This is a genomic window from Citrobacter sp. JUb117 (assembly GCF_024809055.1).
GTDB lineage: Bacteria > Pseudomonadota > Gammaproteobacteria > Enterobacterales > Enterobacteriaceae > Citrobacter > Citrobacter gillenii.
This window is the reverse complement of sequence record NZ_JANUFB010000002.1, coordinates 507,366-529,232: the sequence shown is the minus strand read 5'-3', so window position 1 is coordinate 529,232 and position 21,867 is coordinate 507,366. Positions and strand designations below refer to the sequence as shown.

Genomic DNA, 21,867 nt, shown 5'->3' with positions numbered 1-21,867 from the left:
ATTTTTTAAAAACGGAAATAAAACATGTCGATTAGCTCAGTCATAAAATCCCTCCAGGACATCATGCGCAAAGACGCAGGCGTGGACGGCGATGCCCAACGCTTAGGCCAGCTTTCCTGGCTGCTGTTCCTGAAGATTTTTGACACCCAGGAAGAAGAACTGGAACTGGAGCAGGATGACTACCAGTTGCCAATCCCTAAACGTTACCTGTGGCGCACCTGGGCGGCGAACAGCGAAGGGATTACCGGTGATGAGCTGCTGGAGTTTGTGAATGACGATCTGTTCCCGACGCTGAAAAGCATGATTGCGCCAATCGATAAAAACCCGCGTGGTTTTGTAGTGAAACAAGCGTTTAGCGATGCCTATAACTACATGAAAAACGGTACGCTGCTGCGTCAGGTGATCAATAAACTCAATGAAATCGACTTTAGCAGCAGTTCAGAGCGCCATCTGTTTGGCGACATCTACGAACAAATCCTGCGCGACCTGCAAAACGCAGGCAATGCGGGTGAGTTCTATACCCCGCGCGCGGTGACGCGCTTTATGGTCAACCGTATCGACCCGAAGCTGGGTGAGTCGATCATGGACCCGGCCTGCGGTACTGGCGGTTTCCTGGCCTGTTCGTTCGACCATGTGAAAGAGCATTACGTTAAAACCACCGAAGACCATAAAACACTGCAAAAGCAGATTTTTGGCGTCGAGAAAAAGCAGCTTCCACACTTGTTGTGTACCACCAATATGCTGTTGCACGGAATTGAAGTACCGGTACAAATCCGACACGACAACACCCTTAACAAGCCGCTTTCCTCCTGGGATGAGCAGCTAGATGTGATTGTCACCAACCCGCCGTTTGGCGGCACCGAAGAAGACGGCATTGAGAAAAACTTCCCGGCAGAAATGCAGACCCGTGAAACCGCCGACCTGTTCCTGCAACTGATTATTGAAGTGCTGGCCGATAAAGGCCGTGCGGCGGTGGTGTTGCCAGACGGTACGCTGTTTGGTGAAGGTGTTAAAACCAAAATCAAAAAGCTGCTCACCGAAGAGTGCAACCTGCACACCATCGTGCGTCTGCCAAACGGCGTGTTTAACCCGTACACCGGCATCAAAACCAATATTCTGTTCTTCACCAAAGGGCAGCCAACCAGAGAGATTTGGTTCTACGAACACCCGTACCCGGATGGCGTGAAGAACTACAGCAAAACCAAGCCGATGAAGTACGAAGAATTCCAGACTGAAATCGACTGGTGGGGCAGCGAAGCCGACGGCTTTGCCAGCCGCGAAGCGAACAACCAAGCGTGGAAAGTCAGCATCGAAGACATCATCGCCCGCAACTTCAACCTTGATATCAAGAACCCGTACCAGGGCGAAACCATCAGCCACGATCCGGACGAACTGCTGGCGCAGTATCAGACTCAGCAGGCGGAAATCAGCGAACTGCGCAACCAGCTGCGCGATATCCTCGGTGCCGCGCTGGCGGGTAACAAGGGGGCGAACTGATGGCCGTTGAAAAACTGATCACCCAACATATCGATACCTGGACTTCCGCCCTGCAAACCCGCTCGACAGCAGGACGCGGCAGCAACGGTAAAATCGACCTCTATGGCATTAAGAAACTGCGTGAGCTGATCTTGGAACTGGCGGTGCGCGGCAAGCTGGTGCCGCAGGACCCGACTGATGAACCGGCTTCTGAGCTGTTAAAGCGTATTGCTGCTGAAAAAGCGGAGTTGGTTAAGCAGGGCAAAATTAAAAAGCAAAAGCTGCTTCCTGAAATTAGCGAGGATGAGAAACCGTATGAGTTGCCGGTGGGGTGGGAATGTGCTCGTTTAGGTAACACAGTTGCAATTATTCGTGGAATTACATTCCCTGCGAGTGAAAAGCATAAAGAACCGTCTGAAGGAAAAGTTGCTTGCCTGCGGACAGCGAATGTTCAAGACAGCATAGAATGGGATGATTTACTTTATGTTAGTGAATCATTTGTGAAGCGCTCTGAGCAATTCGCTGAAAAAGGCGATATTGTTATGTCAATGGCAAACAGTCGAGAGCTGGTTGGAAAAGTTGCATACATCTATAATATTCCTACTGGCTCCGCAACATTTGGTGGTTTTTTAAGCGCCATCAGACCATATGGCTTTAATGCTGCTTTTCTGATGTCAGTATTACGTTCTCCTAATATAAAATCTATTCTTATTGATAGTTCAAGCCAGACAACAAATATTGCTAATATTTCTCTCGAAAAGTTAAACCCCCTTGTTATTTCAGTACCTCCTATTGGCGAACAGAATCGAATTGCTTCTAAAGTTGAAGAACTTATGTCCCTTTGCGACCAACTGGAACAGCAATCCCTGACCAGTCTGGATGCACATCAGCAACTGGTAGAAACCCTGCTGGCAACACTGACCGATAGCCAAAATGCCGAAGAACTCGCCGAAAACTGGGCGCGAATCAGCCAGCATTTCGACACGCTTTTTACCACTGGCTCGAGCATTGATGCACTTAAACAAACTATTCTGCAACTGGCGGTGATGGGCAAACTGGTGCCTCAAGACCCGAATGATGAACCCGCCTCAGAGCTGCTCAAACGTATTGAGCAGGAAAAATCGCAACTGGTGAAAGAAGGAAAAATTAAAAAACAAAAACCTTTGCCGCCAGTGAGTGATGAGGAGAAACCGTTTGAGTTGCCGGTGGGGTGGGAGTGGTGTCGCATTGGTGAAATTATTGCAAACATGGATGCTGGTTGGAGTCCCGCTTGTTCTCCTGAGCCATCACCCAATGAAGATATTTGGGGGGTATTAAAAACTACTGCAGTACAAAGTTTGGAGTATAGAGAACAGGAAAATAAAACTTTGCCAAGTAGTAAGCTGCCCCGACCTCAATATGAGGTTCATGATGGTGATATCTTAGTAACAAGAGCGGGACCAAAGAACAGAGTTGGTGTTTCGTGTTTAGTTGAAAAGACACGTTCCAAGTTAATGATATCGGACAAAATCATCAGGTTTCATTTAATTTCAGATGATATATCAGCAAAATATATTTCATTATGCCTTAACCGTGGGGTGACAGCTGATTATTTGGAAGCATCGAAATCTGGTATGGCTGAAAGCCAAATGAATATATCCCAAGAAAATTTGAGATCAGCCCCCATAGCTCTTCCTCCTACAGCAATTCAATTGAAGGTGATATCCACTATTGAAGATTTTTTCAAAGTATGTGACCAACTTAAGTCCCGCCTGCAATCTGCCCAGCAAACCCAGCTCCATCTGGCGGATGCATTCACAGATGCAGCATTAAGCTAAGGAACAGATAATGCCGGTTCATCATGCTATCTGGCGGGTGGGGGAGAACCCTCAGCCGCTAACTATCAGCAAGCTCTCCAGTGAAAAACTGCTGCAGAAGATGATTATCCAAGATCCGGCCATACTGTCCGATCAGTGGATGATTATCGGTGAGGAGGTCAATACGTTCGACAGCGGGCGTATCGACTTGCTGGCAATTGCACCAGATGCCTCGTTGATCCTGATTGAACTTAAGCGCGATCGCACGCCGCGTGAAGTGGTGGCGCAAGCGCTGGATTACGCCTCTTGGGTCGATGATTTAACCGCCGATCGCCTGTCGCAGATTTATGAAAAATTCTCCCGTGGCGGTAATCTGGCTGATGCATTTAAGCAACGCTTTAATGCTGAACTAGAAGAAGAGTCCATTAACCAAACTCATCAAATCATTATTGTTGCGGCAGAGTTGGACTCGTCCACAGAGCGCATTGTTGCGTATCTCAGTAAAAATAAGCTTCCGATAAATGTGCTTTTCTTTAGAGTTTTTCAACATGGCGAAGAACAGTTTTTAAGCCGCACGTGGCTAATTGATCCGGGCGAAACCCAAACCAACGCAGCGCAAGCGACTGTGGACGCTATTACGGGTGCAAAAGAACCTTGGTTCGGTGAGTTTTACGTCTCATTTGGTGACCCGAAAAGCCGCGTCTGGGAAGAAGCTCGCCGCTACGGGTTTATCAGCGCCGGAGGCGGAAGCTGGTATAGCCAAACGTTAAAGCAGCTGCAGCCTGGCAATCGTGTGTGGGTAAAAATCCCGGCAACGGGTTACGTTGGAGTTGGTATTGTCCAGAGTGCGGTTGAGCCTGCCAGTAGCTTCACGATCAACACCGAAGACGGTGAAAAACTGGCGATGGACGTACTTAAGTACAGCGATCTCTATCGCCAGAATGCGGATGACCCTGATAAATCTGAATATTTTGTCCCTGTGAAATGGCTGGAAACCCGCAGCGAACAGGAAGCGGTTAATGAGATTGGTTTCTTTGGTAATCAGAATACGGTCTGCAAACCGACCACACCAAAATGGCGGCATACAGTCGATAAGTTAAAGCGTATTTTTTTACGCTGGGACACTGAACGGGCAGAATAAGAGAGGCTGGAATGATGTCTGTTAGCGATAAAGTATTGAAACTCGCCTTCCAGGGCGAATGGAATACGCTTTTACCTATTCTTCGTGATTATCCTGATCTGGTAAATCACCCCAGTGAGCCTAAAGGTTATACCCCGCTGCATCAGGCTGCATGGCATGGGGCTAATTTGTCGGTTATTGGAGAACTGTTAACTCTTGGCGCTGACCGAAGTGCGACAACAAATGCTAAGCGGCAGACTGCTTATGATATCGTCGTTGAAAGGCATAAACGGTCTGATCTGCAATATCTTCTGTTCCCGCAAAAATTGACCATCGCACAAATTTTCAGAAAAGTGGTTTCCACTGAGCGGCAATTGTTCACTGATTATGATGGCAACCAATTTTTGGTCGATAAAATGATTGCGGCTTGCGGTGTTGAGCAATGTCCTGATGACCTTAACGAACTGGATACCAGGCTAAATCACCTCTTTTTTGCGTTGACGGGGAAAGCGATATCAACGGCTGATACCATTCACTTTGAAGTAGCTGAAGGTTTTACATTTACGGTAGAAGCTGAGTTTTTCAGACTGAAATTTTTCCCGCTGGTACATCAAGCAGCGGCAAAAAAGATTAGCTTTCCGGAACGTGAGTGGGCCGTTGTATCAGACTTGTTTGAACCTGCTCCGACGCAATGGGGATTGAGAGGGAGTTTGTTCTTGTGGCTGGAGATGCGACAAGCCTTATGTCAGGTTTGTATCCCGGAAGATAAAGATGAGTTAGCGAATATTATTTCGGCAGCATTTCAGTCACTGACGGGGAAGTCGTTAATCAATCGGGTGGGCGGCAACGACTTTTACGTCGAGCGATTCAGTCGTGGTGGCGGATCTTCGGGTTATGTTGCTTCCCTGTTTTGGCTCAATGAGTTCATCCCACAATTGCAACAGCGGTTAACTTGGCTGCAAACTGTTTGGTCGATTTCTCCACGTTCCTTATGATGCTTTTTTTAGTAATCATTGGGCGTTGTTTTGCTATTTTTCACGGGATTATTTCATCGCTTCAAATTTGATGTGATCGCTTAATTTGTTTTAAACAGCTCAGGGGGAAATATGACTACAGCAGAATTAGGGCAGTTAATGGTATTGCAGAAACTCACGAGCCTTGGTGCCAGTAATGCCATCGTCCAGAAAGAGGGCAACAGGTCATCCATCACATTTGATGCCCCAAACGGTAAAACGTATAAAGTTACCACCAGAGCGAAAACGTCAGGGACCTGGCAAACCTCAACAAACTATGCTGCCCAGTGTACCCTTGATAAAAATGATAATGAGTTTTGGGTATTTATAGATCTTGGTCGAGAACCGAATACTTTCTATGTCACGCCGCTATCGTGGATCAGGAATGATATTTATACGGCATTTATGGGTTATCTGGAGAAACACGGTGGGCACCGTGCGCAAAATGATGAGTCGACTCATCATGCTATTTCAGCAAAACGCATTGCTGATTGGAAAGATGCGTGGGGGGTGATGGGGCTTAGTCTATAAAATTTTGCTGAGCGTTCGCGTATTGAGGGCATCGATACCCGTAACTCACCTGCGCGGCGTCTGCCAGTTGTGGTACCTATCTGTAGCTGAATCAGGATGTTTACACCTCCTGTGAATTTTTTTGCAGCATGTATATCCCTACTTGCCCTACCAAACTGAAAAAACCCAGTAATAACGCTAGTTTCAGACTTGTAGGCTAATATTTTCATGACCCTACATAACCCTACCAAATGCCGAAAGCCTACCACACGGAGTAAATTACTTAGTAGGGGTATATGGGGATAAGTAGGGATAAATATAGATATATCTACCATGCCTAAAACCTTGTGATTGCTGGCTTAATCTTCATTTTGGTAGAGTGGTAGGGATAAGTCCTGTCGTAAAATTCTCACTCATTTTCATGAGGTGGAGATACACCAAAAGCGCGGGGGATAAATTCCTCTGCCAGTTCTGTAAATCCCACGTTGGTTTGTGCTCTGCCATTAATACTTCGCGTCTGGTAGGTGGCTCGATATTCTCTGGCGGCTGATTTGATAGCGCGTGAGAATTTATTAACAGAAAGCGGCTTGCCCAGCCCGTGATATTCAATAAAAGCCAGATAAAGGTGATACAGATATTTACGAGGTTCTGGCTGGCCTGTCCATGTGCCGCCACCCATCATCAACCCTTTAGGCTCATTCATGAAATACAGTGCAGCACACATATCGATTACCGGATCAGTACCACGCTTCACATCCAGTGCCTCCAGTGAATCACGCTGCTCGATGAGTAATCTCTTTGCACTGTTCTGGTCAGTAAATGCTTTTAGTAGGTAACGAATAATGATAGGGATTTCACGGCGGATCTTCGCGGTTAAGTCCGGGTCTTTATCGGCATCTGACACCGTGTGGTTGAATGGGAATATAACGCGCCTGCGGGCAATGCCTCCGTTACGCTCTGTGAAGGTCATAGGTTCGTTATTGGTTGCCAGTACTACGGCATTTAAAACGGCTGTAAACTGCTTCTCATATTTACCGTCAATCTCTACCGGGTCACCACCTGTAATGGCCTTAATCCCGGCTCCTTCACCCACGTAGCGTGTCTGGTCTGGCATAATAATCAGACTTTTTCCGACAAACTGCGCACGCCCTCGGGCGAGATCTAACGTGCTCATGCTTCCGCTAGCGGTGTTGTGTTCGCCCGCCAGAGCAGTAGCGATGCTGCTGAATACTGATTTTCCGCTGCCACCTTCCCCCGTAATCTCAATGAATAGCTGCCAGTCGTGCCGTTTCGCCAGTACCATAAACAACGCCGCTTTTATCCGATCAGCTTTCTGGCTGTCGTTTGCGGTAGCATGGGTCAGCCAGCGACTAAAGTTCGGTGCGTGAGTCGTGAGATTCTCACTGGGCACCGGTGGGGTATAGATGATCCCGTTGTGATTCATTAACCAGTTTTCCGGACCGTGATTGCGGAATGTCTGTCGAATCAGGTCATAAACACCATTCTCGAACCCAATCAAATCACCGCGCTGATCACCAATAACTGCAAGCTGTAGTTTCATTGTCGCTACGACGGATTTAATCCCCTTTTCAGTGTAATGGGCTTTGTGTTCTTCAAAAATTGACACCATGACGCGCTCAAGCTCACTATCTGCTAGCTTTTCCCATATCCCAGCCATGTAGCAATAAACAGTCCCGCTGTTAGGATTGACGGCCAGTATTTCCCAACGTCCGGCGAGAAGTTTTGCCTTCTGGCTGACCGCCATCTGCGAAATATCGCCGCTGTCAGTTTTACGGCGCGGGTTATTGCCTTCAATAGGTTTGAGTTCAGCTGTCACGTCTTCCTCCAGTGATTGATACATCGAATCGGTAAATGCTGCGGTAGCGGCTTTCAGTTTTTTTTGCTGGTGGTAGTCGTTCCAGTCGGTCTTTTCCTCCGTCGGAGGTAAAGCAATCCAGCCCGCCACGGACAGAGCAGCTTTCTCAGCGGCTATCTTCCCGATGTTCGGCTGGCTGTCGTCGTGATAGTCGTTATCGGCGGCGATGATAATTTGCAGTATTGGGTGGCTCCGGCGCATGGCTTCTGCCACGGGTAATAGATTCCCGGCGTCAATAGCGCACACCGTCAATGCGTCAGGGCGCATCAGATGGACAGAAAGGGCTGTTGCTAGCCCTTCGGCAATAATCACTTCCTGCGATTGCTCTGGTGTGTTTACGGTGTGATATGCCCCACGCTTTGCCGACCCCGACACAAGGCGTTTTTCTCCTTGTGGAGTGATGGTCTGTGCTGCCACAACAGCCCCAGATTCATCCACCAGCGGCAGGAGGATTGAACCATCGGTCAGTATGGGGAAAGTGAACCCACCCAGTCCTTTTGATCGCAGATAATCAGATTCACCCTGCACAGCTTGCTGGCGTATTCCGGTATACAGACGGACAAACATATCTCGGCGCTGTTTTGCGTCCTCTACGGCTTGTTTCTGGCATTCCTGTTTGCGCTGCTGCTGTTCGGCTCCCAGCCGCTTCCGTCTCAGGCTGGCTGTCGTCGGGTCTGTTTCCGTTGCCTGGTAATCAATACCCAGTACATCAGCCGCAAGGCGTGCGGCCAGTGTGGTGTCGCAGTTATTTACTTTCTGGATCAGGTCTAAACCATCTCCTGCGCCACACTGACCGCAAATATGCGAACCACGTCCGTTATCGTCGAAACGAAAGCGATCTTTGCCACCGCAAGCAGGGCATGAGGTGTGCTTACGCGGTGAATCAGGGACATCGATATTGAGGCTTGCCAGTACTGATGGCCAACGACCGGCAGCGGCGTGAGTGACTTCGTGAATAAGGTCGATATTACGCATCGGCTGCTCTTTTGCTGTGTTTGATAATTAGAACACTACTGTTTTTAGCGTGAGTTTGGCCGCTGGCTGTTAAGCCAGAATTTTTTAATTTCATGGTTTTACTCCGGGGGATTAGTTGTGTTTCTTAGCTTCCAGCCAGGCGCGAATCTCTGCTGCATCGTAAACAGTGACGCGTTCAGAGAGGCGAATTGATTTTGGGAAATCAGGTTTGCTTGTTTCCCAACGCCAGAGGGTGACGGTGCTAACTTTTAAAAAGTCAGCAGTAGCTCGTGGGCGAGCGTGTCCTGAGAGGGGATAGATCTGCGTAATCATAGGTTTCACCTGCCATGTTATGTCGCTTGTGTAATCAACATGGCAGATGGTATATAACAGCCGGATAGAGTGAAATGCTGAGTAAGTTTACTCAGCAGTCGAGTAAGCTTACTCAGTAGTTTTTTCTGCTTTGATAATTCCGCTAAGTATTGTGGAAATCTTTCTCTCGGATCTAAGTTTCAAACCGCCATAATCATTTTTACGCGCTAGAGTGGCTTTTACCCATTTATTGAGTAGTAATTTGCCATTTTTGGTGCATTCATCCGGATAATGTTCACGAACTTTCATGGCAACCAGTTCAACTTCTTGTCGGTTGTGTTCGTGTCTGTCAGTTTGTGCTATTGAAACTGAGCTGACAGGAATAACCTTAATTTCACGCGTCTTGCTTGTAAAATAACTCTCCATTTGTTTACCTGATATAGCCGATGTCCATATTTTTTCGATATCGTTCCTCGTAATTAGGAGGTCTTTTAACTCAAGGATGACGTCTTTCGTTCCTTGGTAAAAAAATAACGCTGAGGTTATGTCATTTGGAATGTTTGCAGGGCTTAGTGTTTTATATCCAGTGCTGAATGATTTTGTTATAGTTATGCTGTTTTTTTCATCCACTGATCCATTAATTATAACCCATAAGTCACTAATGTTTCCATGAAATCGAAATTCATCAATTGATGCTATATAGCCCTTGTCATTTACATCGCCCAAATTGCGTAGAAATTGAGAGCCATAAATTCCAAGTTCGTGCATGATATATTGAGATTTATTGTATTTTTCTATGTCAGCGCTATCTTTCTGCTCACGTAATTGAACAGAAAAAGAACCTTCCATATTTTCTGGCTTAAATGCTATCGATATAGCACCTATTTTATTCCAATGAATTAGGTCTTCACATTCGCAATTGAGCAACTTAGCTGCTCTTTCAAATGAGCAGTATTCTAAAGGCGCAATTCTGTTTTCTTTCCAAACGTTGCTATCCATCAAGTCACCTTCGTGCGCACCTGATGAAAACTGAAGCAGACAGCAGGTGTTACTGCTTTTCGCCTGTTTGGGCTAGCTTCAGTTTTTTCGGTTAACTGCCCACTATCCGCAATTTCTTCATGTCGTATGGCGCAACATGTTTATCAGCGTTTGCTTCCAGATAGTCTGACCACCATTGCATCATTCGGCGGCGTTCCTGCATGTGCTGTGCCAGATGAACATAAGCCGCCCGTACTTCGTTACGTTCCTGATGGCTCATTTGTCGTTCTACTGCATCCCGTGACCACAGTCCTGATTCGGTTAAAGCTGAACAGGCCATTGCCCGGAAACCATGTAGACAAACGTCAGCCTGAGTATCATAGCCCATAGTACGGAGCGCTTTGTTAACCGTATTCTCGCTCATAGGTTTATAAGGATTGCTATCACCAGGAAAAATCAGCGTGTATTCACCGCTAATGAATTTGATCGACTTCAATACGTCCATCGCCTGAGATGATAGCGGCACAAAATGCGCACTGCCCATTTTAGCCCCACGTTCAGAGAATTTTACACCTGCAATTTCTTCTCGCTGGCCAGGGATTGTCCACATTGCAGTTTCAAAATTTATCTCGTCCCAGCGAGCGTGACGAAGTTCGCTCGAACGGACAAATGTATGAAGAGAAAGTAACACTGCGAGTCTGGTGAGTGGTCTGCCGGTATACGTTTCAGTTTTAGCTATCAATTCAGGTAGACGATCCAAGGCAAGGGCAGGGCGGTGTTTAGTTTTGGGACTCGTTAAAGCGCCTTTCAGATCATGGGCTGGATTGTACTCGACAACTCCACGTTGGACCGCATAGCGGAAAACGCTGCTCATCGTGGTCTTAACTCTCCCCGTCGTAGCACCGATGCCCTGTTCGTTCATGCTGATAAGCAAAGGCAATAGATCCCGTGTTTTTAAGCTGTCGATGGGTTTGCTACCGATTAGAGGAAATATGTGGTTTTCCATTTCCCTCAAAATTTTATTACGGGTGATCTCTTTCCACTCTGGATGGCCCATAGATCCGCGATGCCACTCGCGAGCGATCGTTTCAAATGACGGTGAAGTTGCCTCATTGCTTTCAGCTTTTTTTAGCTCGCGTGGATCTTTGCCATCGGCCAGCACTTGCCTGGCTTCATCTCGGCGTTTACGAGCGGTTGCAAGCGGCACATCTGGATAAACACCTAACGCTAATGTTGCCTGCTTCCCAGCAAAGCGATAATTCATACGCCAGTATTTACCTCCTGCCTTTTTGATCAATAGGTACAAGCTGCCACCATCGGATAATTTGTAATCGGTATTCTGTGGTTTGGCATTCTCGATCTGTTTGGGTGAAAGCTCGTTTATAGCCATAAGTGGCACCCCTTGAGAGGTAATTGATGGTATCTGGATATCGAACTGGTGAGTACCATCACTTATACCATCATGATGCTGTAATGTCATGAAGAGATATGAAAGCTATTTAAAGCTTGGGTTTTCTGAGAGGCTTGGTATCACTGGGTTTCTTAAGTGAACTGAAGTGATGTGAAATGACTTAATGGTGTCCCCTGCAGGAATCGAACCTGCAACTAGCCCTTAGGAGGGGCTCGTTATATCCATTTAACTAAGGGGACGAAGCGGCACGAGTATAGCGTTTTTTACCTGCAACGGTAAGTCTGTGTCCGCCTGACTGCTCAAACAGTCGCCATTCAGGATTGTTTCTTCTGGTTTTTCTGCTCTTTTTGTTCCCGCTCAGCCTCTAATCGGGCCTCTTCTTTGCGTTTATTGCTCATATCATTGCGAATTTGCGCATGGCTCATCAACGCGAAGATAAATGTCCCACCGCAAATATTCCCGGCAAGTGTTGGAAGCGCGAACGGCCAGAAGAAGTCGCTCCAGTGCAGCGTGCCGTTAAAGACCAGGTAGAGAATCTCAACCGAGCCGACGACGATGTGCGTGGTATCACCCAACGCAATAAGCCAGGTCATCAGAACAATGACGACAATTTTTGCCGCGCCCGCTGCGGGAAACATCCACACCATAGTGGCGATCAGCCAACCGGAAATAATCGCGTTGGAAAACATCTCCGTCGGGCTATTTTTCATAACGTCCATCCCAATTTTGACAAAGGCGTCGCGAGTCTCTTCATCAAAAATTGGCATATATTCAAACGCCCATGCCGCAATGCCGGTGCCGATAATGTTACCCAGCAAGACCACGCTCCACAGACGCATCAGTAAACCAAAATTTCCGAGGGTTGGATTTTGCATGACCGGCAGGACAGCGGTTACGGTGTTTTCGGTAAAGAGCTGTTGGCGGGCCATGATGACGATGATAAACCCGAAGGTATAACCGAGGTTTTCCAGTAAGAACCCGCCGGGAACGCCCTCAAGCTGTACGTGAAAAATGCCCTTTGCCAGTAAAGAGGCTCCCATCGATAGCCCAGCGGCGATAGCTGACCACAGCAGCGCCATCGCATCGCGTTCCATCTCTTTTTCCCCGTCCTGGCGAATATGTTCGTGAATCGCCATGGCGCGGGAAGGAAGTCGGTCCTCGTCGACTTCTATCTTTTTACCCTGCAACTTCTCTTCACTTTCTACTTCGAGTTCGTTGCTGTGTTGATCAATTTTTTCTTTTTCGATGTCATTCATTTTTGAGTCCTGAATAAGCACGTATTGCTAAAGCGTAGCGGTTTTTATCCAGGAACTGGCGGGAGAAACTCTGAAATCGCAAAAATGGTAACGTTTGTATTTATCGGATTCGGTAAAATAGAAACACCGCGAGGTCTACCTTACCAGGCTATGATCAAATCAGTAAGTTAGGGTATATAGACATCGTTTGACGTGCTGTTACAATCGCTCACATCTAAACCGGCGGATACCTTATTGTTCCGTCATGGATGGCAATCAGCGATAGCCATAATACACAGGGAGACACTTATGAAGCTTCGCCTGTCGGCGCTTGCGCTGGGAACCACACTTTTGGTGGGGTGTGCGAGCTCCGGTACAGAACAGCAGGGGCGCTCGGATCCGTTTGAAGGGTTCAACCGCACCATGTACAACTTCAACTTTAATGTGCTGGATCCGTATGTTGTTCGACCGGTGGCTGTAGCCTGGCGTGATTATGTTCCGCAGCCGGCCAGAAACGGTTTGAGCAACTTTACGGGCAACCTCGAAGAGCCGGCTGTAATGGTCAACTATTTCCTGCAGGGCGATCCTTATCAGGGGATGGTGCATTTCACCCGTTTCTTCCTGAACACCTTGCTAGGTATGGGCGGCTTTATCGATGTTGCGGGCATGGCGAATCCAAAACTGCAGCGCGTTGAACCACATCGTTTCGGCAGTACGTTAGGTCACTATGATGTAGGTTACGGTCCGTATATGCAGCTTCCGTTCTATGGCAGCTTCACGGTACGTGATGACGGTGGTGATATGGTGGATACGCTGTATCCGGTTCTGTCGTGGCTGACCTGGCCGTTGTCGGTCGGTAAATGGACCATTGAAGGGATTGAAACCCGCGCGCAACTGCTCGACTCCGACGGTCTGCTGCGTCAATCTTCCGATCCGTACATTATGGTGCGTGAAGCTTACTTCCAGCGTCATGACTTCATCGCGAACGGCGGGAAACTCAAACCAGAAGAAAACCCGAACGCGCAAGCTATTCAGGATGATTTAAAAGATATCGATTCCGAATAAGGAAGAGGTACAAATAAAAAGGTGAGCTAAAAAGCTCACCTTTTTTACGCCTGAAGAAAATCAGAATGCGTAGTTAAAGTTGGTACCGAACAGCCAAGCTTTACCTTCAGATTCGAAGGTATATGGACCTTCTTTGATGGTCACGTTCTGCCCGTGCATATAAGAAGCACCGATGTCGATAGACGCATCTTCATTGAACGCGTAGGTCGTACCCGCGCTCAGCCACAGGCGGTCCTGGTCTGGAATGGAGATGGAGCGTTTATCCGCAGGAACCGGGCTATCGTCGTAGGCGATACCAGTACGGAACGTCCAGTTTTTATCCATGTAGTAGGTCGTACCCAGCGCGAGGCGGTAAGAATCACGGAAGCCTTCTTCTTTATAGAACAATGTTTGTCCGTTGGTGCCCGTTGCTTTCAACTCCTGGAACTGACTCCAGCTGGTGTAAGCGATGCTGTAGTGAACGGCCCATTGCGGTGCTACGCGGTTATAGCCAGACAGTTCCCACATTTCCGGCAGGTTAAGCGTCAATGCGCCCGGAACGGTCGTGTTGGTTGTACCCCATGGGAACGTCACGCCAGCACCCGGTAAGCCGTTGGCCTGGCTTCTGATGCCGCTCTTATAATCACCGTCGAAATCGATTTTAACTTCTGAACGATAGGTTAAGCCCCAGCGGTTATCTTTATCCAGCTCATACAAAATACCCGCGTTCCAGCCGTAACCCCATTCATCACCTTCCATGCTTGCAATTTTAGGGCTGACCTTCGGTAATGCTGCGGTCATTTCACCGGAATAACGTTCAATTTTGGCGTCAGCATAAACGGCGTTAAAACCAAGGCCGAAGCTCCAGCTATCATTCAGGCGATAGGCGCCGCTGAGGTTAAGGTTGACCGTTTTAAGGTCGGTCTTGCCGCCGTATTCACCGACAATGTAGCTGTCGTTAAATTCGGTCGCCAGACCATAGTTAGAGGTGACAGACGCGCCCCAGCCAAACTGCTCGTTAATAGGCATCACGAAGTGCGCATTCGGAACCCATGCCGTCGGGGCGATGTTGTCCGCATTGGTGCTGCGCCCGGTGTATGGCGATTTACCGGAGATATTAACATCTGGATCGATATACACCGCACCTGCTGAGAAAGTAGGGCGATCGAACATCATGATCAGTGCCGGGTTGCGGCTGGCGTTACCTGCGTCGTCTGCGATAGCGCCTTCACCCGAATATGCCCGGCCAAGGCCAGAGGAAGAAAATTCGTTTAACTGAAAGCCTGCAGACCAGGCCTGTGTGGAAATAATTGCCACTGCGACTGCGAGAGCAGACTTTGTAAACAGGGTTTTCTGGCTCATGACCATAACCTCATCGATTTATTTTTATACAAACAATGTTACATGCCGTAACAGGAGCGCGAAGTGTAGGGTCTGAGGTACCACATAGAAATCAGACCAGTGGCGAGAGTATAGGTCCGACCAGATGGAATGTTGCAAGTATGTTTATAAGTTTTTTCAAATATGATCTTAAAAACGCGATCCAGCTGGCAAAATTGCGGGGATGCGCACTCACCTGTTCGGGCGATTTTTGTTTTGGATCATTTTTAAGTGTGATTTCGGTCGCTTATCGCATTTCGCACAATTAACGACTGGAGAGGAGGATAATGGGAGCGTAAAATATCCCCAACGTTTATCTGGCACCCTTGGTGCGAATACAGAGGAAATCTACAATGAGTAAATGCAGTGCTGATGAAACCCCGGTTTGCTGCTGTATGGATGTTGGTACCATCATGGACAACACCGATTGCACCGCGTCATACAGCCGTGTGTTCGCGACTCGCGCACAGGCAGAAGAAACGCTGGCTGCTCTCACCGAGAAGGCGCGTGGCGTAGAATCTGAGCCTTGCCAAATCACCCCGACCTTTACTGAAGAAGCTGAGGGTGTTCGTCTGGATATCGATTTTGTTTTCGCCTGTGAAGCCGAAACCCTGATCTTCCAGCTGGGTCTGCGTTAATCCCTTCTTTCAGTGCCCTTGCCACCTTCTGACAAGGGCATTTTCGTAACAAGCAGTGATTATTCACTGTGCCATAGCTCCCACTTTCATTTCTCTCCACTTGGCTAAATGTAAAAAATTGGTTAAGACTGTGATCAGGTCAGACCACTTATTTTATTTTTTAACAGGGGAGTGTTATGAGTCAGGCTTTACCGCTGGTTACCCGTCAGGGCGATCGCATCGCCATTGTGAGCGGATTGCGTACGCCTTTTGCCCGTCAGGCAACCGCGTTTCATGGCATTCCCGCCGTTGATTTGGGAAAAATGGTTGTCGGTGAGTTGCTGGCGCGCAGTGAAATTCCTGCCGATGCCATTGAACAACTGGTTTTTGGCCAGGTTGTGCAAATGCCGGAAGCGCCCAATATCGCCCGTGAAATTGTGCTGGGCACCGGGATGAACGTACATACCGATGCCTACAGCGTGAGCAGAGCCTGCGCCACCAGTTTTCAGGCGGTGGCGAATGTCGCGGAAAGCCTGATGGCAGGAACCATCCGTGCGGGTATTGCTGGCGGGGCTGACTCCTCTTCCGTGCTGCCAATTGGCGTCAGCAAAAAGTTGGCGCGGGTGTTGGTGGACGTCAATAAAGCCCGCACCACCGGTCAGCGGCTGAAGCTTTTTTCCCGACTGCGTTTGCGCGACCTGATGCCGGTCCCACCTGCAGTTGCTGAGTATTCCACCGGCTTACGTATGGGGGATACGGCAGAGCAAATGGCGAAAACCTACGGCATCACGCGTGAGCAGCAGGATGCTCTGGCGTACCGTTCGCATCAGCGAGCCGCTCAGGCCTGGGCCGAAGGCAAACTGGCAGACGAGGTGATGACCACCTATGCTCCGCCGTTTAAAGATCCCTTCTCAGAAGATAACAATATTCGCGGAAACTCTACGCTGGCGGATTACGCCAAACTGCGCCCGGCGTTTGACCGTAAACACGGCACCGTCACGGCGGCAAACAGTACACCGTTGACCGACGGCGCCGCTGCGGTGATTTTGATGACGGAGTCCCGGGCGAGAGAGCTGGGACTGGTGCCGCTGGGCTATCTACGCAGTTTTGCGTTTACTGCCATCGACGTCTGGCAGGATATGCTGCTGGGCCCGGCGTGGTCGACGCCGTTGGCTCTGGAGCGCGCGGGCCTGACTCTGGCCGATCTCACGCTGATTGATATGCATGAAGCCTTTGCCGCGCAGACGCTGGCGAATATTCAACTGCTTGGCAGCGAACGTTTTGCTCGTGACGTTCTGGGTAGGGCACATGCCACTGGCGAAGTGGATGACAGCAAATTTAACGTGCTGGGCGGTTCGATTGCCTACGGACACCCTTTCGCCGCGACCGGCGCGCGCATGATCACCCAAACGCTGCATGAATTACGGCGTCGTGGTGGTGGGTTTGGTTTGGTCACCGCGTGTGCGGCGGGTGGTCTGGGTGCGGCAATGGTTCTGGAGGCGGAATAATGGAAATGGCATCGGCTTTTACGCTACACGTGCGTCTGGATAACGTGGCGGTGGTCTCCATTGATGTGCCCGGAGAGAAAATGAATACCCTGAAAGCAGAGTTTGCTTCTCAGGTGCGGGCTATTTTGAAACAAATTCGCGATAACAAAGATCTGCGTGGCGTGGTGTTTATTTCGGCGAAGCCGGATAATTTCATCGCCGGGGCGGATATCAATATGATCGGCAACTGCCGCAGTGCGCAGGAAGCCGAAACCCTGGCTCGTCAGGGGCAACAGATGATGGCGGAAATTAATGCGTTGCCGATCCCGGTTATCGCTGCCATTCACGGTGCCTGTCTGGGCGGCGGTCTGGAGATGGCGCTGGCGTGTCATAGCCGTATTTGTACTGATGACGTTAAAACCGTGCTGGGTCTGCCGGAAGTACAGCTTGGTCTGTTACCCGGCTCTGGCGGCACGCAGCGGTTGCCCCGTCTGATTGGCGTTAGCACTGCGCTGGACATGATCCTGACCGGCAAACAATTACGCGCTAAACAGGCGCTGAAAGTGGGGTTGGTGGACGAGGTTGTGCCGCAGACCATTTTGCTGGAAGCAGCGGTGGAACTGGCTAAAAAGGAGAGTTCGGTACACCATAGCCTGCCGGTACGGGAACGCATTCTGGCCGGACCGCTGGGGCGGGCGCTGCTGTTCCGTATGGTCGGTAAAAAGACCGTACAGAAAACGCAGGGAAATTACCCTGCAACCCATCGTATTCTTGAGGTGATCGAGACTGGTCTGGCGCAGGGCAGCAGCAGCGGCTATGACGCCGAAGCCCGCGCGTTTGGTGAGCTGGCGATGACGCCGCAGTCTCAGGCTCTGCGTAACGTCTTTTTTGCAAACACCGACGTGAAAAAAGATCCCGGTAGCGAGGTACAACCCGGTCCGCTAAACAGCGTCGGGGTTCTGGGCGGGGGGCTGATGGGCGGGGGGATTGCCTACGTGACGGCCTGCAAAGGCGGCTTGCCGGTGCGTATCAAAGATATCAATGCTAAGGGAATCAACCACGCGCTGAAATACAGTTGGGATCAGCTTGAAACAAAAGTTCGCCGCCGCCATCTCAAAGCCGGCGAGCGTGACAAACAGCTGGCGCTGATTTCAGGCACCACCGATTTTCGCGGTTTTGCGCATCGAGATCTGGTAATTGAGGCGGTGTTTGAAGATCTGGCGTTGAAACAACAGATGGTGGCAGATGTTGAGCACAATTGTGCGCCTCATACCATTTTTGCCTCCAACACCTCATCTCTACCCATTGGCGACATTGCGGCCAATGCGGCGCGACCTGAGCAGGTCATTGGTTTGCACTTCTTTAGTCCGGTAGAAAAAATGCCGCTAGTGGAAGTTATTCCTCATACAACTACGTCTGAACGCACTATTGCCACCACGGTTAAACTGGCGAAAAAACAGGGGAAAACGCCGATTGTGGTGCAGGATAAGGCCGGGTTCTATGTAAATCGCATTCTTGCTCCGTACATCAACGAAGCTATCCGCTTATTGACCGAGGGCGAGCGCGTTGAGCAGATTGATGCTGCGCTGGTAAAGTTTGGTTTTCCGGTAGGGCCAATCCAACTTTTGGATGAGGTCGGAATTGATACAGGCACTAAAATTATACCTGTACTGGAAGCCGCTTACGGTGAACGTTTTAGCGCACCTGCAAATGTTGTTGCTTCAATTTTGAATGATGATCGCAAAGGTAGAAAAAATGGTCGGGGTTTCTATCTTTATGGTGCGAAAGGGCGTAAAAGCAAAAAACAGGTCGACCCTGCAATTTATACGCTTATTGGCGTCCAGGGGCAGAGCAAACTCAGTGGCCCGCAGATTGCAGAGCGGTGTGTCATGTTAATGCTCAACGAAGCGGCACGCTGTTTCGATGAGAAGATTATCCGCAGCGCACGCGATGGTGACATCGGCGCTGTGTTTGGTATTGGTTTTCCGCCATTCCTCGGCGGCCCGTTCCGGTATATGGACTCCCTCGGGGCGGGTGAAGTGGTTGCGGTTCTGCAACGACTGACTACACAGTATGGTTCCCGGTTTACGCCGTGTGAACCGTTACTGCAGATGGCGGAACGCGGAGATAGTTTCTGGAAGCACGGGGAAACTGACCTGAATTCATGAGGTCAAAGGTAAGATGAATCCGCACCGAATGTACGAGTTAAGCTCAAAATGTAAACAGAGATTGACTATACTTACGCCATTAAGGTAAAAAACAGCGTTTCATTCGGTGAATGGATAAGGCACAATGCCGGCCACCACACATTTACCCTCGCCAATAGGGGCGTTAGCTAAAGGTGTTGGTGTTTCTGGTTAACAAAAGCGGTGCAATATGCAAGTTTTTATCATGCGTCACGGCGACGCGGCCCTCGATGCCGCCAGTGATTCGGTTCGTCCCTTAACCTCCTGCGGTTGTGACGAATCTCGCCTGATGGCGAACTGGCTGAAAGGTCAAAAAGTGGATATCGAACGTGTTCTGGTGAGCCCGTTCCTGCGAGCCGAACAAACGCTGGATGTGGTCGGGGAATGTATGAACCTGCCAACCGGTGTGGATGTTTTGCCGGAGCTGACTCCCTGCGGCGATGTCGGTCTGGTCAGCGTCTATTTACAGGCACTGGCCAATGAAGGTGTCGCTACGGCGCTGGTCATTTCTCACCTGCCTTTGGTGGGATATCTGGTGTCCGAGCTGTGTCCGGGTGAAACGCCGCCGATGTTTACCACATCTGCGATTGCCAGCGTCACGCTTGATGAGAGCGGAAAGGGCGTTTTCAACTGGCAGATGAGCCCGTGTAATCTGAAGATGGCGAAAGCGATATAGTCGTTTCGTTGGCCGGATCCAGCGCGAGCGCAGCCATCCGGTAAAACGTCTTTGACATGAGCCTGCAATAAAAAGAGCCGCAACTGCGGCTCTTTCTGTTTTCCGTTCTCAGGGAAGTTCGGGCGGTAACCACTCTTCCACTTCAATCAGTACCAGCAGCGCGGCGTCGCCGCCGTACTCTTTAGGCGCCTGATGAAAAGCCATCACGTGCGGATGTTGCGCCAGCCAAAGCGGCGTTTGCTGTTTCAGAACGTGCTTTCCGTGGCCGTGCATGACGCAGGCGCAGAAGACGTGTTCACGACGACAGGCGGCAATCAGCGCCCCGAGTTCCTGTTTAGCCTGCTGTTGCGTCAGCCCGTGTAAATCAAGAAACAGTTCCGGGGAGTAGTCACCACGGCGCATTTTCTTCAGTTCAAAGTGGCTGACGTCGGCCCGCAGATATCTGACCGGACCCTCTGTGTTCAACAGCGGCTGAAACTCATCAGAGAAATAGTGGCTGGCATCAGCCTGTTCCTGCAACAGCCTTTTAACCGGCACCTCGGTGATTTTTTTACGCGGCGGTCGATGGACAATCGTGTCCTGCTTAATTTGACGAGTGCCGGTCATCAACTGGCGAAACAGCGTCTGATCCTCCTCGCTGAGCGATGTTTTCTTTTTCATTTGAGCGTCTCATCTTTTATTTTCCGTTAGTTTAACCCGACTCGATGGGCATCCGATCGCTTAAAACGCAATTTTCGCGCTCAGGCTCGGCGTGAATGCTGATTTATCGCCGTCTTCGTGGCAAACTAGCCGCCGAATTTAATACGAGCATGCCCTGGAGGAATACGTGGATAAAATTTTCGTTGATGAAGCAGTGAGTGAACTGCATACCATTCAGGACATGTTGCGTTGGGCGGTCAGCCGTTTTAGCGCGGCGAATATCTGGTATGGTCACGGGACGGATAACCCATGGGATGAGGCGGTACAACTGGTGCTGCCGTCACTCTACCTGCCGCTGGATATTCCTGAAGATATGCGCACTGCGCGCCTGACCTCCAGCGAACGCCACCGTATTGTTGAGCGCGTAATTCGCCGCGTTAACGAGCGTATCCCGGTTGCCTACCTGACCAACAAAGCCTGGTTCTGCGGTCACGAATTCTATGTTGATGAACGCGTGCTGGTGCCGCGCTCACCGATTGCCGAGCTGATCAATAATCGCTTTGCCGGTCTTATCAGCGAGCAGCCGCAGCACATTCTCGATATGTGTACCGGCAGCGGCTGTATTGCTATTGCCTGCGCGTATGCCTTCCCGGAAGCCGAAGTGGACGCGGTGGATATTTCCACTGACGCCCTGGCGGTGACCGAGCACAATATTGAAGAGCATGGTCTGATCAATCACGTGACGCCGATCCGCTCCGATCTGTTCCGTGACCTGCTGAAAGTACAGTATGACCTGATTGTGACCAACCCGCCGTATGTGGATGCGGAAGATATGTCCGATCTGCCGAATGAGTATCGCCACGAACCTGAGCTGGGCCTGGCGTCCGGAAGTGATGGGCTGAAGCTGACCCGTCGCATTCTTGGCAATGCGCCGGACTACCTGTCAGACAACGGTATTCTGATTTGTGAAGTCGGTAACAGCATGGTACATCTGATGGAACAATATCCGGACGTGCCGTTTACGTGGCTGGAATTCGACAACGGCGGTGATGGCGTATTCATGCTGACCAAAGCGCAGCTGATTGCCGCTCGCGAACATTTCAGCATCTATAAAGATTAACGACACACGCACACACAACAACGATAACGGAGCGGTG

General features: G+C 49.7%; 18 protein-coding genes and 1 tRNA gene. 11 read left to right on the top strand and 8 right to left on the bottom strand.

The window, feature by feature from the left end:
- The first annotated feature begins 24 nt into the window (after positions 1–24).
- From M2374_RS06330 to M2374_RS06310, 5 genes are all read left to right on the top strand, one after another.
- Positions 25–1,497, top strand: coding sequence for a type I restriction-modification system subunit M (locus M2374_RS06330; RefSeq protein WP_259154056.1), 1,473 nt, complete (start codon positions 25–27; stop codon positions 1,495–1,497).
- Entirely contained in the window at positions 1,497–3,293 is a 1,797-nt protein-coding gene (locus tag M2374_RS06325; protein ID WP_259154055.1) for a restriction endonuclease subunit S, read from the top strand. The genes M2374_RS06330 and M2374_RS06325 overlap by 1 nt, the downstream gene beginning before the upstream one ends.
- 10 nt (positions 3,294–3,303) lie before the next feature.
- Complete coding sequence (locus M2374_RS06320; RefSeq protein WP_259154053.1) at positions 3,304–4,413, top strand: endonuclease NucS domain-containing protein; 1,110 nt, start codon at positions 3,304–3,306, stop codon at positions 4,411–4,413.
- Positions 4,414–4,424: 11 nt separating this feature from the next.
- Positions 4,425–5,387 carry an ankyrin repeat domain-containing protein gene (locus M2374_RS06315; protein WP_259154051.1) on the top strand — a complete coding sequence of 321 codons (963 nt, stop codon included), beginning with the start codon at positions 4,425–4,427 and terminating at the stop codon, positions 5,385–5,387.
- 111 nt (positions 5,388–5,498) lie between these two features.
- Complete coding sequence (locus tag M2374_RS06310; RefSeq protein ID WP_259154050.1) at positions 5,499–5,936, top strand: hypothetical protein; 438 nt, start codon at positions 5,499–5,501, stop codon at positions 5,934–5,936.
- A gap of 388 nt (positions 5,937–6,324) precedes the next feature.
- On the opposite strand, the gene M2374_RS06305 is transcribed toward M2374_RS06310, so the two are convergent.
- The 6 genes from M2374_RS06305 to M2374_RS06280 all read right to left on the bottom strand — a co-directional run bounded on the left by M2374_RS06305 (position 6,325) and on the right by M2374_RS06280 (position 12,702).
- Positions 6,325–8,766, bottom strand: a complete 2,442-nt coding sequence (locus M2374_RS06305) for a phage/plasmid primase, P4 family (protein WP_259154049.1) — start codon at positions 8,764–8,766, stop codon at positions 6,325–6,327.
- A 111-nt stretch (positions 8,767–8,877) separates the two neighbouring features.
- Positions 8,878–9,078, bottom strand: a complete 201-nt coding sequence (locus M2374_RS06300) for an AlpA family transcriptional regulator (protein WP_094948409.1) — start codon at positions 9,076–9,078, stop codon at positions 8,878–8,880.
- A 108-nt stretch (positions 9,079–9,186) separates the two neighbouring features.
- Positions 9,187–10,056, bottom strand: a complete 870-nt coding sequence (locus M2374_RS06295) for a hypothetical protein (RefSeq protein ID WP_259154045.1) — start codon at positions 10,054–10,056, stop codon at positions 9,187–9,189.
- A gap of 91 nt (positions 10,057–10,147) precedes the next feature.
- The gene (locus M2374_RS06290; protein WP_259154042.1) at positions 10,148–11,425 is read right to left on the bottom strand and encodes an integrase arm-type DNA-binding domain-containing protein; all 1,278 of its coding nucleotides are present in this window, start codon (positions 11,423–11,425) and stop codon (positions 10,148–10,150) included.
- Between the two features lie 185 nt (positions 11,426–11,610).
- Positions 11,611–11,685, bottom strand: a tRNA-Arg gene (locus M2374_RS06285).
- A 75-nt stretch (positions 11,686–11,760) separates the two neighbouring features.
- Complete coding sequence (locus M2374_RS06280) at positions 11,761–12,702, bottom strand: formate/nitrite transporter family protein (protein ID WP_137362113.1); 942 nt, start codon at positions 12,700–12,702, stop codon at positions 11,761–11,763.
- A gap of 288 nt (positions 12,703–12,990) precedes the next feature.
- On the opposite strand from M2374_RS06280, the gene mlaA reads away from it, so the two are divergent.
- Positions 12,991–13,746, top strand: coding sequence for a phospholipid-binding lipoprotein MlaA (mlaA, locus tag M2374_RS06275; RefSeq protein WP_096756318.1), 756 nt, complete (start codon positions 12,991–12,993; stop codon positions 13,744–13,746).
- 60 nt (positions 13,747–13,806) lie between these two features.
- Here mlaA and fadL read toward each other — a convergent pair whose 3' ends face one another.
- Positions 13,807–15,087, bottom strand: a complete 1,281-nt coding sequence (fadL, locus tag M2374_RS06270) for a long-chain fatty acid transporter FadL (protein WP_115257883.1) — start codon at positions 15,085–15,087, stop codon at positions 13,807–13,809.
- Positions 15,088–15,458: 371 nt separating this feature from the next.
- Here fadL and M2374_RS06265 point away from each other — a divergent pair, with 371 nt between their 5' ends.
- The 4 genes from M2374_RS06265 (at position 15,459) to sixA (ending at position 20,071) form a co-directional block, all read left to right on the top strand.
- Positions 15,459–15,743, top strand: coding sequence for a YfcZ/YiiS family protein (locus M2374_RS06265; RefSeq protein ID WP_115257884.1), 285 nt, complete (start codon positions 15,459–15,461; stop codon positions 15,741–15,743).
- Positions 15,744–15,919: 176 nt separating this feature from the next.
- The gene (gene fadI / locus M2374_RS06260; protein WP_181688905.1) at positions 15,920–17,230 is read left to right on the top strand and encodes an acetyl-CoA C-acyltransferase FadI; all 1,311 of its coding nucleotides are present in this window, start codon (positions 15,920–15,922) and stop codon (positions 17,228–17,230) included.
- Complete coding sequence (gene fadJ / locus M2374_RS06255; protein WP_181688906.1) at positions 17,230–19,377, top strand: fatty acid oxidation complex subunit alpha FadJ; 2,148 nt, start codon at positions 17,230–17,232, stop codon at positions 19,375–19,377. The genes fadI and fadJ overlap by 1 nt, the downstream gene beginning before the upstream one ends.
- Positions 19,378–19,585: 208 nt before the next feature.
- Positions 19,586–20,071: a phosphohistidine phosphatase SixA gene (sixA, locus tag M2374_RS06250; protein WP_135911667.1), complete on the top strand. Its 486-nt coding sequence runs from the start codon at positions 19,586–19,588 to the stop codon at positions 20,069–20,071.
- A gap of 108 nt (positions 20,072–20,179) precedes the next feature.
- Here the strand turns inward: sixA and smrB are convergent, their stop codons facing one another.
- Complete coding sequence (gene smrB / locus M2374_RS06245; RefSeq protein ID WP_096756325.1) at positions 20,180–20,731, bottom strand: endonuclease SmrB; 552 nt, start codon at positions 20,729–20,731, stop codon at positions 20,180–20,182.
- Between the two features lie 166 nt (positions 20,732–20,897).
- On the opposite strand from smrB, the gene prmB reads away from it, so the two are divergent.
- Entirely contained in the window at positions 20,898–21,830 is a 933-nt protein-coding gene (prmB, locus tag M2374_RS06240; RefSeq protein WP_115257887.1) for a 50S ribosomal protein L3 N(5)-glutamine methyltransferase, read from the top strand.
- Positions 21,831–21,867: the final 37 nt, after the last annotated feature.

What these genes read in the sequence shown, in the direction of transcription:
- M2374_RS06330 (WP_259154056.1), top strand. Translation starts at nt 25, where the DNA reads ATGTCGATTAGCTCAGTCATAAAATCCCTCCAGGACATCATGCGCAAA.
- M2374_RS06325 (WP_259154055.1), top strand. Translation starts at nt 1,497, where the DNA reads ATGGCCGTTGAAAAACTGATCACCCAACATATCGATACCTGGACTTCC.
- M2374_RS06320 (WP_259154053.1), top strand. Translation starts at nt 3,304, where the DNA reads ATGCCGGTTCATCATGCTATCTGGCGGGTGGGGGAGAACCCTCAGCCG.
- M2374_RS06315 (WP_259154051.1), top strand. Translation starts at nt 4,425, where the DNA reads ATGATGTCTGTTAGCGATAAAGTATTGAAACTCGCCTTCCAGGGCGAA.
- M2374_RS06310 (WP_259154050.1), top strand. Translation starts at nt 5,499, where the DNA reads ATGACTACAGCAGAATTAGGGCAGTTAATGGTATTGCAGAAACTCACG.
- M2374_RS06305 (WP_259154049.1), bottom strand. Translation starts at nt 8,766, where the DNA reads ATGCGTAATATCGACCTTATTCACGAAGTCACTCACGCCGCTGCCGGT.
- M2374_RS06300 (WP_094948409.1), bottom strand. Translation starts at nt 9,078, where the DNA reads ATGATTACGCAGATCTATCCCCTCTCAGGACACGCTCGCCCACGAGCT.
- M2374_RS06295 (WP_259154045.1), bottom strand. Translation starts at nt 10,056, where the DNA reads ATGGATAGCAACGTTTGGAAAGAAAACAGAATTGCGCCTTTAGAATAC.
- M2374_RS06290 (WP_259154042.1), bottom strand. Translation starts at nt 11,425, where the DNA reads ATGGCTATAAACGAGCTTTCACCCAAACAGATCGAGAATGCCAAACCA.
- M2374_RS06280 (WP_137362113.1), bottom strand. Translation starts at nt 12,702, where the DNA reads ATGAATGACATCGAAAAAGAAAAAATTGATCAACACAGCAACGAACTC.
- mlaA (WP_096756318.1), top strand. Translation starts at nt 12,991, where the DNA reads ATGAAGCTTCGCCTGTCGGCGCTTGCGCTGGGAACCACACTTTTGGTG.
- fadL (WP_115257883.1), bottom strand. Translation starts at nt 15,087, where the DNA reads ATGAGCCAGAAAACCCTGTTTACAAAGTCTGCTCTCGCAGTCGCAGTG.
- M2374_RS06265 (WP_115257884.1), top strand. Translation starts at nt 15,459, where the DNA reads ATGAGTAAATGCAGTGCTGATGAAACCCCGGTTTGCTGCTGTATGGAT.
- fadI (WP_181688905.1), top strand. Translation starts at nt 15,920, where the DNA reads ATGAGTCAGGCTTTACCGCTGGTTACCCGTCAGGGCGATCGCATCGCC.
- fadJ (WP_181688906.1), top strand. Translation starts at nt 17,230, where the DNA reads ATGGAAATGGCATCGGCTTTTACGCTACACGTGCGTCTGGATAACGTG.
- sixA (WP_135911667.1), top strand. Translation starts at nt 19,586, where the DNA reads ATGCAAGTTTTTATCATGCGTCACGGCGACGCGGCCCTCGATGCCGCC.
- smrB (WP_096756325.1), bottom strand. Translation starts at nt 20,731, where the DNA reads ATGAAAAAGAAAACATCGCTCAGCGAGGAGGATCAGACGCTGTTTCGC.